A 15,854-nucleotide genomic window follows, 5' to 3' on the forward strand; every position below is an offset into this window, starting at 1 on the left:
CTGTCGCTATTCTGTAAGATCCAATTGTGGGGCCGGACGCCGCGACATCGCCGCGATATCAGCCGCTAAAGTATCGATCTGCGAACTTAATTGATCTTGTGCGGCATCAGGCGCGGGTGCGTCTTTGAGATCGTGCAAGTCTTGCATGACCACGGACAGCTTTTCATCCAATGCATTCAGTGCAGGTAAATTTTCCAACCGTGACATGAGGTCCGACGTGTATGCATCTGATACCGTTTTTGAATCTGGCATATTGTGCGCGGAAAATAACGCTTTTATGTCGTTTGACAGCGTCGTTAACGCTTGTTCGGTCACCTGCTGTGCCGCGTTGATCGCGTCTGTTGGCAGGGTCAGGTCAGGGGGCGGTGCAGCGGCGATTTGCGCCATCAGGCGGGTTTCCAGACCGGCCAGAGTGTCTTGAATACTGTCTATCGTCGCGCTGTCGTGCTGTGCTGCATGAGGGGGCGCAATCTGCGCTATCTTAGCGCGGAGTTGCGCCAGTTCCTGCGCCATCTGCGCGCTATCTGGCGTCTTGGACGTCGCTTCAATCAATTGTTCAAGCTGTGCATGGATCGGGGCAAGTGCGCCGTCGGGTAGGGTTTGCGCGTCGCCCCCCTGTGCCATCTTAACCGCTGTGGCGACGTCCGAGATGTGTTCTTGCAACGTTTGACCCAGCTTCGCCTGCGTGTCTAACGCCACAAAGATCCGGTCTTGATCTAAAGTGGGCGTTGTGTCTTGCGGTTGGGCCGCGGAAATCTTTTGCAACTGCGCGACAATGGTATCAAGTTTGGCTGCCGTTGTGTCTGTTACCGGGGCGTCCACCGGCGTGATCGTTTGTGCCAGACCAACCAGGGGTTCAAGCAAGTCACCTTTGCACCCCAACACAACAGTCCCGTCTTCAAAGGCCGCTGCAAAAGTGACTTGAGGGAAATCCTGGGTTTTGGAGAGGGCGAAAACAGGATCAAGTGCATCACTGTTTGCAACCACATGGGTTGCGACACCAGCCTGTAGAAGCTGTTGAATTTGCACCTGAAAGGGCTGCCCCATCTGCATTTGATCCTGTCATAGGTGCCAAGTTCTTGGTCTGAAATGCTATATGAGAATGGTTTACAGTGCGTTACCGCAGCCTCAGATTGTTTTGCCTAATGGGCCCAGGTCCAATGCCAAATCAGCTGGCTTCAGGCCAAACTTTGCCGCAAGATCGTGAATTGCGGCTTCGGCTTTCATCAAAGTGGTGCCGAGTTTTTCTTCTTGATCGCCTGATAATGTGCCGGTGTCCATCCGGCGGATCGCTTGTAATTCCATCAATTGGCGCAGAAATTCCATTAGGCCCAAAACGACCCGCGCCAAGTCTTGTTCGATGGTGTCGGGATCAATGGCGATCCGATCCGTTGCGCCAGAAAGGCGGTCCATGATGTCTTGAGCCTGTGCGGTGTCTTGCGTTCTGGATTGGTTCATTTTGTGACCTCTGCGGCAGGAGCATGGCTGGCAAAACCCAACGGTGGCCAAAGGCCCGTGACGGTAAGTGAAACATTGGCAGGCGCATTAATCTTATGGGCCATCCGCGTGATCATCGCGCGAACATCATGCGCCTTTGCGTGCCCCGTCAGAACATCGCAATATGTGCCGCGCGGTCCATGGCGGTGCGGCGTTATCGGCAAATTCAAACGCGTGGTGATATCTTGCAACATAGCATCACGGGCAAGCCGTTGTTCCTGCTGCACTTGGCGTGCCCTGAGCCATCCGCGACCGTCCTGAGGACATAGGGGCTGACTTACTTGCACGGCAAGTGCAATTGAGAATTGACCACGGCCTGTCAACATGCGCCAAAGCCTATCCAGATGGCCAGTTTGGGATATGTCGGTCGCATCCGATACTGCAAGGTTTTGTGCAGGGGCCACAGGTATAAAATCAAGGCTCGAATCAAAACAACGGACCTGCAATGCCAGCCGATCGCAGGCTGTTTGGGCCGCAGATGGATCGGCGATCAAGACTGTCCACGGGCCATCGCGTCGCTGATACACACCTGCGGGTGCCACGGGATTGCCGCGTGACCAGCCAAGTACACTCATCGGCTAGCCGCAGCAGCCATGCCTACTGATCTGACTTCGTTGTCCGGACTGACCTTTGATTTTTGTATAAGCAAAATCGCCGGCACAAACAGTAAGAGAGATAGCAACCGATAAAGACGCCACCACCCGGCAATCCATGGATCGCATTTTTGCATGGGCCATTACATGCGTCGTCACGACGACGACAACTGGACCCTCGCAGATGAAGGTGCAACCGCGCTGGGAACTTCGGGTTTCGACGATCGGTGGTTCTGGACCACGTTTTATTCTGACCAGTCTAAAGGCAACTTAGCGTGCGGCGTTCCCTTTTCAGCTTCGTACTTAGACTAGCGATTTTAGCGTTGGCGAGAATACCACCCGTTGCGGGATGACGGCGCAGGATGTGGGCGGTATTGACCGTTTCCTGCTTTTGCATGGAATCGCGTTTTCCGCAGGCGGCCTTCCTCTTGTATTGTTGGATAACGACGTTGGCCAAATCAACGATCACTTATAAAAGGATCATTGCGGCCGACCGGAGGAGTGGCGCCGCGTCGGGTGATCCTTCTGGCCTGATGACCTTTCGGAACAGCTTCACCACCCAAAGACGACTGCGGACCAGATATTGGCAATCATGCTGTGCTTGTGAAGGTTTGGTTCGCGTACTGCGAATTTTACCGATGATCCCAAAGAAATTGTTGCGCTGATTTTTTTTGTCACAACTCCGCCGCAGATGAAGGACCGATCACGGGGCAGACATTTCATGGACGCGCAGGCGCGATATAGGCGGCACGCGAAATTCTTTGCCTGTTATCCTGGAATATTCTGTTTACCTTTTGTGTCATTCGTATCTAGTGCGTCAGTGTAGAAAGTGAGCAACGGTGGAGCGACGAGTAATGAACGAATGGTGGCGAAGCGCCGTGATCTATCAGGTCTACCCGCGTTCATATCAGGATAGTACCGGCGATGGTGTCGGCGACCTGAATGGCATCACGCGGCGGTTGGACCATATTGCCGGGCTGGGCGTGGATTGTATTTGGCTGTCACCCATCTTTGCGTCGCCGCAGAAGGATATGGGCTATGACGTGTCTGACTATCTGGCAATTGACCCTTTGTTTGGCGACCTGACGGCCTTTGATACCCTGATCGAAGGCGCCCATACGCGCGGATTGAAAGTCATTGTCGATCAGGTGCTGTCTCACACGTCGGACCAGCATGACTGGTTCAAGCAGTCTCGTGTCAGCCGCGAAAATGACAAGGCTGACTGGTATGTCTGGGCCGACCCGCAGCCTGATGGATCGCCGCCAACGAATTGGCATAGCCATTTTGGTGGCCCGGCGTGGGAGTTTGATCCGCAGCGCGGGCAGTATTATTTGCACAATTTTCTGGCCTCGCAGCCAGACCTGAATTTTCACAATCCCGATGTTGTTGATGCGATATTGGACACCTGTAAATTCTGGCTGGACCGGGGGCTTGATGGGTTCCGGCTTGATACTGTGAACTACTATTTCCATGATCAGAAATTGCGTTCCAATCCGCCAGCGCAAGCTGCGCCGCAGGTGATGGCGACCGATCTTTATGGGATGCAGAACAACATCTACAACAAAACCCGACCGGAAAACCTAGGCTTTCTAGAGCGTCTGCGCGCGCTGACGGATCAGTATGATGACATCATGATGGTGGGTGAGGTCGGCGAAATGGGTCGCCGCTCTATCGAGATTATGGGCGAGTACACGGCAGGCCGCACGCGGCTGCATATGGCCTATAGTTTTGCCATGTTGGGCCCGGATTTTAACCCGGAGCATTTCCGCAATTGCATCGAGGGTTTTCAGTCCGGCGCGCCGGACGGGCATCCGTACTGGTCGTTCAGCAACCACGATGTGCCCCGGCAGGTGAGCCGCTGGGCAGGGCATGCCGTCTCAGAAGACAGCATCGCCCGGCTGGCCTGCGCGATGCTGATGTCATTTGAAGGCACGATTGGCATCTATCAGGGTGAAGAGCTGGGCCAGACCGAAACCGAGCTTGTCTTTGAAGAACTGACCGACCCGCCTGCGATCCGATATTGGCCTGGCGTAAAGGGCCGTGATGGCTGCCGCACGCCGATGGTTTGGGAAAAAGATGTGCCGCATGCAGGCTTTTCGACAGGTAAACCGTGGTTGCCGGTCAAGGAACCGCAGGCAGCGAATGCGGTGGACCAGCAGGGCGAAGGCAGCATCATGGCTTACTACAAGGACATGATCGCCTATCGCAAAGCCAGTCCGGCGCTTTCACATGGCAAAACCACCTTTATCTCATTACCGGACCCTTTGCTGGCTTTCACACGCCACGATGCTGCACAGTCGCTGACGTGCATTTTTAACCTTTCGACGGACACGCAGAAGGTGCCGCTGAGGGCCGCGGCGGAAATCACGAGGGCAGAAAGATCGTCAATCGCAGACGGGCTGCTGATCTTGGAAGGCAATGGGTTTGCCTACCTCAGCCATGACGCGGACACACCCTATAGCGTCAAGCAAACTCAGGTGATGACGTCGGGCGTACTGCGCCCCGTCATCGCCACAAGATCAGATAGTGTTAGCGCGGCATCGCGCACCGCCGTCAGCACGGCGTCAGGCGCCTCTTGCAGGCGGTCGGTATTGGTTTCCAACTGTTCAAGATAAAGACGGATCGTGGCACCTTGCGTCCCCGTACCCGACAATCGGAACACCGCCCGCGCATCACCGGCAAAGGTAATGCGGATGCCTTGCCCGGTGGATTGTGACCCATCCACAGGATCAAGATAGGCGAATTCATCTGCCGCCGCGACCGTCAGGCCACCGATGGTAGACCCCGCAAGACCATCCAGCTTGGCGCGCAGCCGGTCCATCATCGTCATGGCTTTGTCGCTGTCTACCCCCTCAAAATCAAGGCGTGAATAATAGCAACGGCCATGCGCTTTCCACAGATCCGCCATCAGCTCTGACACTGATTTCCCTGTCTCTGCCAGGATATTCAGCCATAGCAAAACCGCCCAAAGCCCGTCCTTTTCGCGCACATGATCTGATCCGGTACCGGCGCTTTCCTCGCCACATAATGTGACCTTGCCTGCGTCCAGCAGGTTGCCAAAAAACTTCCATCCCGTTGGCGTCTCAAAACATCCTATCCCAAGGCTTTCTGCCACCCGGTCAACGGCCCGTGACGTTGGCATTGAGCGCGCAACACCTGCAAGCCCATCGCGATAGCCCGGTGCCAAATGCGCATGTGCCGTCAACAGCGCAAGGCTGTCAGAGGGCGTGACATAGGCACCGCGCCCAACGATCATATTGCGGTCCCCATCACCGTCGGACGCTGCCCCGAAATCAGGCGCATCGGCGCTGTGCATTTTGTCCATGAGGGTTTTGGCCCAGATCGGGTTTGGATCTGGATGACCCTTGCCGAAATCCGGGCTGGGCTGGCCGTTGATAACAGTTCCCTTGGGCGCGCCCAGCATGTCTTCGAGAACCGTATGGGCATATGGCCCGGTCACCGCATGCATGGCGTCAAAGCACATGGTAAACCCATCAGCGAAAAGCTGGCGGATTTTCGGGAAATCCACGATAGTTTGCATCAGATCGGCGTAATCGGCGACCGGGTCCACGATCTCGATCACCATGTTTTCAAGCTTGTGGGAACCAAGCTTATGCAAATCAAGGTCCTCGGCTGCTGCGATTTTGTAAAGGACGAGGGTTTTGGTGCACTCGTAAATCTTATCCGTCAAAGCCTCGGTTGCCGGGCCACCATTGGGGCCATTATATTTCAAGCCAAAGTCCGCGTCAGGGCCACCGGGGTTGTGGCTGGCCGACAGGATCAGACCCCCATCTGCCTTTCGTAACCGGATCAAATGGGATGCCGCGGGCGTCGACAAAAGCCCGCCTTGCCCGACAACGCACTTTGCCGCGCTATTGGCGCAGGCCATGCGCAGTATGATCTGGATCGCTGCATCGTTGAAGAAACGTCCGTCACCGCCGATGACTAAGGTTTTCCCTTCTACGCCGCCAGTCCCATCGAAGATCGACTGTACATAGTTTTCAAGGAAATGCGGCCGCCTGAACACCGCTGTCTTCTTGCGAAGCCCGCTGGTTCCCGGTTTTTGCCCTTCGATTGGAGTGGTCCGCACGTTTTGCATCGGCATCTGTCGTCCTCCCTAAATTCATCCCCTATGATCATCCATCTGCGGTTTCATGTGAAAAGACCGCGACACTGTCGGTGGCCACGGTCATGCCCACAGTGACCTTGATTGCATCTTCCTGACTGGTGTCAAAGCGGCGCACCCATGCTTCGCCTTGCGGCAGGTCCGGTGGCGTGACTTCGACCGCCTCCCCGCGGTTAAGCACGACCAAAAGCGCGCCTTCGCGTTTGACGTATTCAGGTGCGCCTGATGCCATCCGCATTTCTGCAACCAAAGTATCAAGGGCCGGGTTATCCCAATCCTCTTGCTGCATCGCCTCTCCATCGGCGCGCCGCCAGAACAAATCAGGCTCTCCGTCGATCAGCCGTTGGCGTGAATGCAGAAAGCGGGTCTGCCTAAGCAGGGGATGCATCTTGCGAAACGCAATCGCCTGCTGACAAAACGTAAAGAATGGATCGTCCCGGTCCGGCCAATTGACCCAGCCGATTTCATTGTCCTGACAGTACGCGTTGTTGTTGCCGCCTTGTGAATTGCTCAGCTCATCACCCGCCAGCATCATCGGTGTACCTTGCGACAACATCAGCGTGGCGATCATGTTACGTTTGCGCCGCAAACGGGCAGCGTTTATCGCGGGATCATCTGTTGGCCCCTCAACACCCATATTGTCGGAATGATTGTTGGAATGCCCATCGCGGTCGTCCTCGCCATTGGCAAGGTTGTGTTTGCGGCTATAGCTGACGGTGTCGTGCAGCGTGAAACCGTCATGCGCCGTCAGGAAATTCAGCGATGATGTCGCGGCACGCCCGTCATGGTCAAAATAAGGGGCAGAGCCCACCAGCCGTTCAGCCAAATCGCTGACCTTGCCTGCATCGCCACGCCAGAATTCACGCACATTGTCGCGGTATTTGTCGTTCCATTCCACGAAGGGCGATGGATAGGCGCCCAACTGATAGCCGCCCGGTCCGATGTCCCAGGGTTCTGCAATCAGCTTGACCTGATTAAGCACCGGGTCCTGTCCAATGGCCCGAAAAAACGGCCCGTCGCGTTCAAACCCGCGCGCGGTCCGACCAAGGGCCGAGCATAGATCAAAGCGAAATCCGTCGACATGCATGACCTCTACCCAATAGCGCAAGCTGTCCATCACCAGCCGAATGACAAACGGGTTTTCAAAATCAAGCGTATTACCGCAGCCTGCGTCGTCGATATAGTAGCGCGGGTTATCCGCCAGCCTGTAGTAGCTCGCGTTATCAAGGCCCCGGAACATCAGTGTCGGTCCCAACTCGGACCCTTCGGCAGTGTGGTTGTAGACCACGTCAAGAATTACCTCGATCCCGGCAGAGTGAAAGCGACGCACCATTTGCTGGAATTCGGCGATGTCGCCACCTTGCATATAGCGCGGGTCGGGGGCGAAGAATCCATAGGTCATGTACCCCCAATAGTTCGTCAAACCCCGATCCAGCAGGAACTTTTCGTTTAGAAACGCCTGCACTGGCAAAAGTTCCACCGTCGTCACGCCCAGCGTGTTCAAATGTTCTAGGATCGGGTCAGAGGCCATCGCCAGATAGGTGCCGGGGTTTGGAATATCGTGCCGCCCGGCTGTCAGCCCTTTGACATGTGCCTCGTAGATAATCGAGTTTTCCAGCGGATGACGCGGCTCTGGCGCATTGTCCCAGTTGAAAGACGGATCAACAACAACGCAGCGCGGCATGTAGGGCGCGCTGTCGGTTTTGTCGAAACTAAGGTCTTTGTCTTTATGACCATTCTTATAGCCGAACAGGGCATCATGCCATTTCGGGTGTCCGGTCAGATGCTTGGCATAGGGGTCGATCAGCAGTTTGTAGGGATTGAACCGATGGCCGTCATGTGGCGCATAGGGACCATCCATGCGCACACCATATTGCTGGCCCGCTTTCATGCCGGGGAAGTAACCGTGCCACACGTGGCCTTCGCGTTCGGGCAATGTAATGATCTGGTTCTCGTTGCCGTCTTCGTCGAACAGACACAGCATGACCTTGGTCGCATGGCGTGAAAACACGGCAAAGTTCACACCTTCGGGGTCTAGAGTGGCCCCTAAAGGTGTGGGGCGCCCCGGCCGCGTCTCAAATGGTCCAAAGTTCACGGACGGGTCCCAATCACAGATCTGTAGATGTCTTGATATGCAGCAGCCGAGGTTTCCCAGCCGACGGGTTGTTTCATGGCGTTGCTTTGCAGTGATTTCCAGGTTTTGCTGTCATGAAACAGATCAGTGATGCGCACAAATGCGTTCGCCAAGGCCTGTGCCGTGACAGGAAAAAATTGCACGCCGGTTGCAACCCCACGCGCCAATGCGGCGGGCGATGCATTGATGACCGTATCAGCCAAACCACCCGTCAAGGCTACCAGTGGCAGCGCGCCATAACGCAGCCCGTAAAGCTGGGTCAGTCCGCAAGGTTCAAACCGAGATGGCACGACTATAACATCGCCACCGGCCATCATCAGATGGGACAGGGCTTCGTCGTAGCCAATTTTGACGGCAAGGTTCTGGTGATGCTCTGCAGCCTCTAGCAATGCGATTTCAAGCTTTGGGTCGCCAGACCCCAAAAGCGCAAGTTGCCCGCCGCGCGTCAGCAAAGCGGGCAGGGCATCCAGTAGCAGGTCGATGCCCTTCTGTTCGGTCAGGCGCGACACCAGCACACAAAGCGGACCGGCCGCGGGGGATAGCCCAAAGGTTTGGCGCAGCGCCTTTTTGTTGGCGGACTTGCCGGTCGCGCTTTTGTAGGGCGTGATGTTGGTGTCGGTTGCCGGGTTCCATGCATCAAGGTCTATCCCGTTCACGATACCCGACAGGTCCGCCTGCCGCGCACGTAAAATCCCGTCCATCCCGATCCCGAATTCCGGCGTCAGCAATTCCTCTGCATAGGTTTGCGAAACGGTGTTGATCTTTGCCGCACCGGCCAGCCCGGCTTTGAGTGCAGAAATCTGGCCCCAGAATTCAAAATGCTCTGACGTGAACCGCGCGGGATCAAGGCCAAGGATACCCAACTTGCTGGCATCGGCGTTGCCGTGAAAAGCGATGTTGTGGATCGTGAAAACGAACGGGGTGGTGACGCCAAGTGCGTGCATATATTCTGGTGTCAGACCGGCCTGCCAGTCATGGCCATGCACAATGTCGGGCGTCCAGCCATCCGCGCCATCCGCCGCAATCATCGCGGCCACTTTGCAAAGTGCGGCGAAACGTTCGGCGTTGTCTGGCCAGTCGGCGCCAGTGGCGTCGCCATAGATCGCGCCATCGCGATCATAAAGATGCGGGGCATCCAAGATCAGAAGGTCAAGCCCTACAACACGACAGGCAAGTAGCTTTGCCGGGCCACCAAAAAGGTCGTCGTAACGCGCAGCAGTTTTGGCTTTGCCGATCTGACCCATTACCGTGCGGTATCCCGGCAGCAGCACACGTACAGCGACACCATGTTGCGCCAATGCGCCGGGCAAGGCCCCGGCCACATCAGCAAGCCCGCCGGTTTTCACCAGCGGGGCGCATTCAGAGACGACAAAAAGCGCCTTTGTCATAAAGCAGCGGCCCTTTTGTCCAGCATATCTTGGGTAATCAGGGTGATGCCGCGATCTGTCACGCGGAACCATTTCGCGTCTTCAGAAGGATCTTCGCCCACAACAAGGCCTTCGGGGATCACAACCCCACTATCGACCACGACCTGCCGCAGTCTGGCGGATCGGTGAACGACCACATTCGGCAGCACCACCGCTTGGTCCAGCACAGCGTAGGAATTGGTGTGCACATTGGTGAAAAGAACCGAATTGCGCACCTCGGTGCCGGAAATGATGCAGCCGCCCGCCACCATGGACGAGATAGCCATGCCGCGCCTGTCACGTTCATCATGGATGAACTTTGCAGGTGGAACGGCCTCATTATATGTCCAGACCGGCCAGTTCTTGTCCCACAGGTCCAATTCCGGTGTAAAGTTGGTCAGGTCAATGTGCGCTTCCCAAAAGGCGTCAACCGTGCCGACGTCCTTCCAATAGGCCGGGGCATTTTCATTCCGTACACAGCTTTCGTCAAAACGATGCGCCATTGCCTTGCCGTTTGCGACGATGTCGGGGATCAGATCATTACCAAAATCGTTGCTGGAGTCCGGGTTTTCGGCGTCTTTTAGCAGCAGATCGCGCAAGAATGTCCAATTAAAGACGTATATCCCCATCGAGGCGAGGGCCTTATCCGGGTCCTCTGGTGTGCCGGGCGGGTCGGCAGGCTTTTCCAGAAAGCTGGTGATGCGCCCTGCGTTGTCGGTGTCCATGACACCGAATGCTGTTGCCTCCATCCGTGGCACGGTTAAGCACCCGACCGTGACATCTGCGCCCGTGTCCACATGCTGGCGCAACATAATCTCATAGTCCATTTTATAGATATGGTCGCCCGCAAGGATGACCACGTAATCCACGTTGTAACTGTCCACGATATCAATGTTCTGTGTGACAGCATCAGCGGTGCCCTTGTACCAGCTGTCGTTGCCGCCGCGTTGTGATGCGGGCAGCACATCAAGAAATTCATTGCGCTCTGCGCGGAAGAAATTCCAGCCACGCTGCGTATGCCGGATCAGGCTGTGGGCTTTGTACTGAGTGGCGACAGCGATCTTGCGGATGCCAGAGTTGACGGCATTCGATAGGGCAAAGTCGATAATCCGGGCTTTGCCGCCAAATGGGACAGCGGGTTTCACCCGGCGATCCGTCAGTTCCTTCAGGCGGCTTCCCCGTCCTCCCGCCAGAACGAAGGCCATCGATCTTTGCGTGATACGCTTTGTTGGCATGTCTTTTTCCCCCTCTTATCGTTCTTTTGACTTAGCTTTGCAGCACAACAACTGACAATGGCGGCAGTGTCAGTGTTACCGAATGGGCTTGCCCATCGGCAGGCGTGTCTTCTGCGTCGCAGCCACCCAGATTGCCGCGGTTGCCACCACCGTAGATGGCGGCGTCCGTGTTCAGCACTTCGCGCCAATGACCGCCGCTTGGCACGCCGACACGAAAACCAACGCGTTCCACAGGCGTAAAGTTGCAGACAATCAGCACGTCACTGTCGGCGGCATTGCCTTTGCGCAAATAGCCCATGACCGATTGTGCAGGGTCGTTGCAAAGCCACTGGAAACCCGAATGGTCGCAGTCTTTGACGTGCAGCGCAGGCGTGTCGCAATAAAGTCTGTTCAAATCCTGCACCAGTTGCTGGACACCTTTGTGGGCAGGCTGTGCGGCCGCGCCCCAGTTCAGCTCTGCGTCGTGGTTCCATTCTTCTGGCTGTGCAAACTCGCATCCCATAAACAGCAGTTTCTTGCCCGGCTGCGTCCACATAAACGCGTAGTAGGCCCGCAGATTAGCGAATTTTTCCCATTCGGTCCCGGGCATTTTGGCAAGCATTGCGCCTTTGCCATGCACAACTTCGTCATGGCTGATGGGCAAAATGAAATTTTCGGTAAATGCCCAGTCGATGGGGAAGGTCATGAGGTGGTGATCATGCTGGCGGTAAATCGGGTCTTTTTCCATGTAACGCAGGGTGTCGTTCATCCAGCCCATGTTCCATTTGTAACCAAACCCAAGGCCACCGGCATGGGCAGGCTGTGATACGCCGGGAAACGATGTACTTTCTTCGGCGATGGTCATCACGGTGGGATCGGCGCCATAGGCGGCGATATTCATTTCCTGCAAAAACGCGATCGCCTCATAATTCTCGCGTCCGCCGTCTTTGTTGGGCACCCATTCGCCCTCGTCGCGCGAATAGTCGCGGTAGAGCATAGAGGCCACTGCATCTACGCGCAGCCCATCCAGGTGATACTCTTCAAGCCAGTAAAGCGCGTTCGCGACGAAGTAGTTTTTCACCTCCGTGCGTCCGTAATTGGGGATCAGCGTGTTCCAGTCCTGATGAAACCCTTCGCGCGGGTCGGCGTGTTCATAAAGTGCGGTGCCGTCAAACTGTACAAGGCCATGTGCGTCCGTCGGAAAATGACCGGGCACCCAGTCAAGCAGAACGCCGATACCGGCGGCATGTGCTGCATCAACAAGGTCGCGGAATTCATTTGGTGGACCAAACCGGATCGTCGGTGCGTAAAGGCCCACAGGTTGATAGCCCCAAGAACCATCAAAGGGGAACTCTGACACGGGCAGTAGCTCAATATGGGTAAAGCCCATGTATTTGACGTAAGAGATAAGATCGCGGGCCAGTTCCTGATAGGACAACGGCCTGCCATGATCATCATAGCGCCGCCGCCACGACCCTAGATGTACCTCATAGATCGAAATTGGCTGCGCCCTGTCAGTGCGGGCGGCACGGCTTTTCATCCAAGCGTCATCGCGCCAGCCATAGCCAGCAAGATCGCGCACGATAGATGCCTGCTCTGGTGGATGCTGTGATCCAAAGCCCACCGGATCGGCCTTGTCCCGGCGTTGCCCGTCAACACCGACGATCTGATACTTATAAAGCGCGCCGTCTTCGACCTCTGGTAAGAACATCTCCCAGATGCCGGTGTCGCCGGCAGGGCGCATCGGATGGCGCCGCCCATCCCACATATTGAAGTCACCGATTACGCTGACGCGCTGGGCATTTGGTGCCCAGACCGCGAAATGCACACCGTTACTACCCTGATGTTTGGTGACATGGGCACCCAGCACACGCCAGAGTTCCTTATGGGTGCCTTCGCCAAAAAGGTGTTTATCCAGATCAGACAAAACCGGATCAAAGGCGAACGGATCGCGGATGGTGTGTTGCGTGCCGTCCGGATAGTGCATTGTCAGTGTGTAGGCTTTTCCCGGGACCTTGCCGCAAAAGACATCCCCTTCAATACGGGGCAAATCGGTTTGCTTGCCTGCTACCGTTGCGGTTACGCTGATGGCCTGTGGTTGAAACGTTGTGATCCAGCGTTTGTTGCGGCTTTTGTGCGGGCCAAGGATATCAAATGTTGCTTTGTGAGTACCGGCCATTAACGCGGCCAGCGCGTCATCGGTTAAAAAGTCTGGCCTGTCGACAGGATCTTTGTTCGCCAATCTGGACACTCCGATGCGTTGACCGGTCTTGCGTGGCCATTGCAGCCGCCAGAACGGTTCTGGATTGAACCATGGGGCGATTATGAACGCAACCAAGCATGATATGATGCATCCTTGCCTGATCTATGGGTTGCGGAACCAGCGTTTGATCTGCACTGATTTCGTGCGATCAGCATCAACGGACTACGTGATCGCATCAAATCGCCGACGCCGTGGAATAGCGATTGGCATGCTGCTGGTGCCGACCTATCGTTTCGTCCAACTTTGCATCTCACTCACCACAGATCGGTAAGGATCCCCATTGGCGCGCATTTTTGTCTTCGGGTTTGACCTGACCGAAGCCTCACAGGTCAGGCGGATCAAGAGCATTCAGATGCTGGGGCATGATGTGCAGTCAGCAGCGTTTCAGCGTGGCAATATGAATGCGCATTTTGTCCCTGACTGGCCGAATATCGATCTTGGGTTCGTTCCAAACGAAAACCATGCCAAGCGGGTGGTTGGTATCCTGCGTGGTATCTGGCTGGTCATGAAACAACGCAAGGCCCTTAAACGTTCTGATGTGATCATCGCGCGCAACTTTGATCTTTTGGTGATTGCGTGGGTCACGCGGTTACTTTCCGGCACAAGTCGCGTGCCGTTGATTTATGAATGTCTGGATATCCACGGGCTTTTTACCAAAGCGGGGGCAGTGGGGGCAGTGATGCGCTGGTGCGAACGCAGACTGCTGGCACGGGTGCAATTGCTGATTGTGTCCTCACCCGGTTTTGTGACGCATTATTTTACTGCCGTGCAGCATTACAATGGTCCGCATATCGTTATTGAAAACAAGCTATGGTTTGATGGCCCGCCGGCTCCACGACCAAAGACGCGCGATGACCATGATGTACTGACAATCGGTTGGGTCGGCTCAATCCGTTGCGCGCCAAGCCTGAAGGTGTTGGTGGAAACGGCAGATCATTTTGGTGACCGCATTGCGATCCGCATTCATGGCAACGTGCACAGACATGCCCTGCCTGACTTTGACGCGCAATTGGCTAGCCGTGCAAATGTGACCTACTTTGGTCCCTACGTGTATCCCGACGGACTGGGAAAGGTTTATGGTGCCTGCGACATGGTCTGGGCGCAGGATTTGTGGCAACGGGGCGCGAATTCCGACTGGTTGCTGCCAAACCGTATCTATGAAGCAAGCTGGTTTGGTTGCCCGTCCATTGCCGTGGCTGATACAGAAACCGGGCGCAAGGTTGCGGCGGACCGGCTGGGTTTTGTTATCGACACGCCATCTGCCGCAGCTTTGATTGACCTGATCAACCGGCTGGATCACACGAAGATCCAGGATGTGGCTGAACAGCTTTTGGCCATGGATGACAGCGCGTTCATGTTACGCGCCAGCGATGTTGCTGCGGCATTGGACGTGGTGCTACCCAACCGATCCTAAAGCCCGGCTTTCTGACGTAGCTTTTTCGCAACCCGCGTTGTGCGGCCGCGCCATATCGTGGCATTTGTCGGATGCGAAAACCCGGCAACCGACCGGCCCTGTGCCAGTGCAGCACGGCTATCTGACTGATACCGCGAAAGCCAATCAGCGGCCTGCGCGGTCTTTTTCTGCTGCTGTGGTGTAAATGTTGTTGCTGTAGTGACTACGCTATCCATTGCGACGCCCAGATAATCTGCGATCTGTGCAATAGCGGCAGATGCATCAGCTACAACATCTTCGTAATAAAGCTGAAGTGGTTGAATGCCCATGCTGGACAAAAAACTTTGCCAGTCGGCGTTGCCGCGCGAAATCGCATCCATTTTATCCGTGATCAGCGACCAATCGTATGAGCCTGCCGCCTTTTCCGGCATATCTGAAATCCACGCACCGGTTTGCTGTGCACGCGCAAAGGAAATCGCCTGCTTCATCAGATCACGTCGCTGCAGATGAATGAATTTATAGTCCAGTGGCGCGACCTCCTGCTTTAGGAATGCCGCTAGATGTTCGTGATGTAACTTGACCGAAAAGACACCATTGGGACCAGTCCGCACTGATTTGATATAATCCAAGGGTGGGGTTGGGCCTGCGCGCTTTTCCCAGACATGCCAGTTGCCCGGGTTGAGGTATTCCAGCGGATACCCGAAGGCACCTGTGCCATGGAGCCTGTGACCAAGAAAGTGGCTACCGCACCGCGGTGTTGTACAAAAGGCGACTTTCGTTGTGACTGGTGTGGTAGGGAAGTCATAGGCGGCATCAAACTGGCGCTGCCAAGGACCGGCGGAAATGTCTTTTGAAGACTTTGTTTCGGACATCATTTGCCCCTTTCGAGTTTCCGCACATTGAAGCTTTTGACCAGAATCACACTGAGCTAACTTGAGTACGATTATACGGAAATCTGGCGTTCCTTGGTGGTTGCCGTGCTGCAGCGCGGAATCAGGCGCAAATCTGCCCAAACCATCATTGCCCAGGTTTATGGCATCGGCGTGTTTTTGACACATGACGCGCGAAAATCCGGCAATAGGTTTAAGGCGCTGAAATAGTTAACTAAATCATGGGTCAATCAAGATGGCACCCGCCAGATTGCGTAAATGTCGGGCATATACCGTCTGGGTTGTCAGCATCGCAAAGCGAGTTATTGCCGAATTTCCGCGATCGAAGGATTAAATGC

General features: G+C 55.5%; 11 protein-coding genes and 1 pseudogene. 3 read left to right on the forward strand and 9 right to left on the reverse strand.

What is annotated here, in order from left to right; all coding sequences use genetic code 11:
* Positions 1–6: 6 nt before the first annotated feature.
* The 3 genes from RCCS2_RS11355 to RCCS2_RS11365 form a co-directional block, all read right to left on the reverse strand.
* Complete coding sequence (locus RCCS2_RS11355; protein ID WP_156788520.1) at positions 7–1,047, reverse strand: hypothetical protein; 1,041 nt, start codon at positions 1,045–1,047, stop codon at positions 7–9.
* A gap of 81 nt (positions 1,048–1,128) precedes the next feature.
* Positions 1,129–1,458: a gas vesicle protein K gene (locus RCCS2_RS11360; RefSeq protein WP_008234327.1), complete on the reverse strand. Its 330-nt coding sequence runs from the start codon at positions 1,456–1,458 to the stop codon at positions 1,129–1,131.
* Complete coding sequence (locus RCCS2_RS11365) at positions 1,455–2,072, reverse strand: hypothetical protein (protein WP_008234328.1); 618 nt, start codon at positions 2,070–2,072, stop codon at positions 1,455–1,457. The genes RCCS2_RS11360 and RCCS2_RS11365 overlap by 4 nt, the downstream gene beginning before the upstream one ends.
* An 872-nt stretch (positions 2,073–2,944) precedes the next feature.
* On the opposite strand from RCCS2_RS11365, the pseudogene RCCS2_RS11375 reads away from it, so the two are divergent.
* Positions 2,945–4,552, forward strand: a pseudogene (locus RCCS2_RS11375) (alpha-amylase family glycosyl hydrolase); the annotation flags it as partial.
* Positions 4,553–4,563: 11 nt separating this feature from the next.
* Here the strand turns inward: RCCS2_RS11375 and RCCS2_RS18170 are convergent.
* The 5 genes from RCCS2_RS18170 to glgB are packed head-to-tail and all read right to left on the reverse strand — an operon-like array spanning position 4,564 to position 13,212.
* Entirely contained in the window at positions 4,564–6,195 is a 1,632-nt protein-coding gene (locus RCCS2_RS18170; RefSeq protein ID WP_008234333.1) for an alpha-D-glucose phosphate-specific phosphoglucomutase, read from the reverse strand.
* A 31-nt stretch (positions 6,196–6,226) separates the two neighbouring features.
* On the reverse strand, positions 6,227–8,311 hold the full coding sequence (glgX, locus tag RCCS2_RS11385; protein ID WP_037294068.1) for a glycogen debranching protein GlgX: 2,085 nt from the start codon (positions 8,309–8,311) through the stop codon (positions 6,227–6,229).
* Positions 8,308–9,738, reverse strand: a complete 1,431-nt coding sequence (glgA, locus tag RCCS2_RS11390) for a glycogen synthase GlgA (protein ID WP_008234336.1) — start codon at positions 9,736–9,738, stop codon at positions 8,308–8,310. Before glgA ends, glgX begins: the two co-directional genes overlap by 4 nt.
* Positions 9,735–10,991, reverse strand: coding sequence for a glucose-1-phosphate adenylyltransferase (gene glgC / locus RCCS2_RS11395; protein ID WP_008234337.1), 1,257 nt, complete (start codon positions 10,989–10,991; stop codon positions 9,735–9,737). The genes glgA and glgC overlap by 4 nt, the downstream gene beginning before the upstream one ends.
* A gap of 31 nt (positions 10,992–11,022) precedes the next feature.
* Positions 11,023–13,212, reverse strand: a complete 2,190-nt coding sequence (gene glgB, locus RCCS2_RS11400; RefSeq protein WP_037294069.1) for a 1,4-alpha-glucan branching protein GlgB — start codon at positions 13,210–13,212, stop codon at positions 11,023–11,025.
* 82 nt (positions 13,213–13,294) lie between these two features.
* On the opposite strand from glgB, the gene RCCS2_RS11405 reads away from it, so the two are divergent.
* Positions 13,295–13,504: a hypothetical protein gene (locus RCCS2_RS11405; RefSeq protein ID WP_008234341.1), complete on the forward strand. Its 210-nt coding sequence runs from the start codon at positions 13,295–13,297 to the stop codon at positions 13,502–13,504.
* 9 nt (positions 13,505–13,513) lie between these two features.
* Positions 13,514–14,647 carry a glycosyltransferase gene (locus RCCS2_RS11410; RefSeq protein ID WP_008234342.1) on the forward strand — a complete coding sequence of 378 codons (1,134 nt, stop codon included), beginning with the start codon at positions 13,514–13,516 and terminating at the stop codon, positions 14,645–14,647.
* Here the strand turns inward: RCCS2_RS11410 and RCCS2_RS11415 are convergent.
* Positions 14,644–15,501: a Stf0 family sulfotransferase gene (locus tag RCCS2_RS11415; protein WP_008234344.1), complete on the reverse strand. Its 858-nt coding sequence runs from the start codon at positions 15,499–15,501 to the stop codon at positions 14,644–14,646. The two genes, RCCS2_RS11410 and RCCS2_RS11415, sit on opposite strands and share 4 nt — an antisense overlap.
* Positions 15,502–15,854: the final 353 nt, after the last annotated feature.

This window comes from Roseobacter sp. CCS2 (assembly GCF_000169435.1).
In the GTDB taxonomy this organism is placed as follows: Bacteria; Pseudomonadota; Alphaproteobacteria; order Rhodobacterales; family Rhodobacteraceae; genus Yoonia.

Bases quoted from the DNA above. Each gene is read 5' to 3' on its own strand.
- RCCS2_RS11415 (WP_008234344.1), bottom strand. From the start codon at position 15,501: ATGATGTCCGAAACAAAGTCTTCAAAAGACATTTCCGCCGGTCCTTGG.
- RCCS2_RS11355 (WP_156788520.1), bottom strand. From the start codon at position 1,047: ATGGGGCAGCCCTTTCAGGTGCAAATTCAACAGCTTCTACAGGCTGGT.
- RCCS2_RS18170 (WP_008234333.1), bottom strand. From the start codon at position 6,195: ATGCCGATGCAAAACGTGCGGACCACTCCAATCGAAGGGCAAAAACCG.
- RCCS2_RS11360 (WP_008234327.1), bottom strand. From the start codon at position 1,458: ATGAACCAATCCAGAACGCAAGACACCGCACAGGCTCAAGACATCATG.
- RCCS2_RS11405 (WP_008234341.1), top strand. From the start codon at position 13,295: ATGAACGCAACCAAGCATGATATGATGCATCCTTGCCTGATCTATGGG.
- RCCS2_RS11365 (WP_008234328.1), bottom strand. From the start codon at position 2,072: ATGAGTGTACTTGGCTGGTCACGCGGCAATCCCGTGGCACCCGCAGGT.
- glgC (WP_008234337.1), bottom strand. From the start codon at position 10,991: ATGCCAACAAAGCGTATCACGCAAAGATCGATGGCCTTCGTTCTGGCG.
- glgA (WP_008234336.1), bottom strand. From the start codon at position 9,738: ATGACAAAGGCGCTTTTTGTCGTCTCTGAATGCGCCCCGCTGGTGAAA.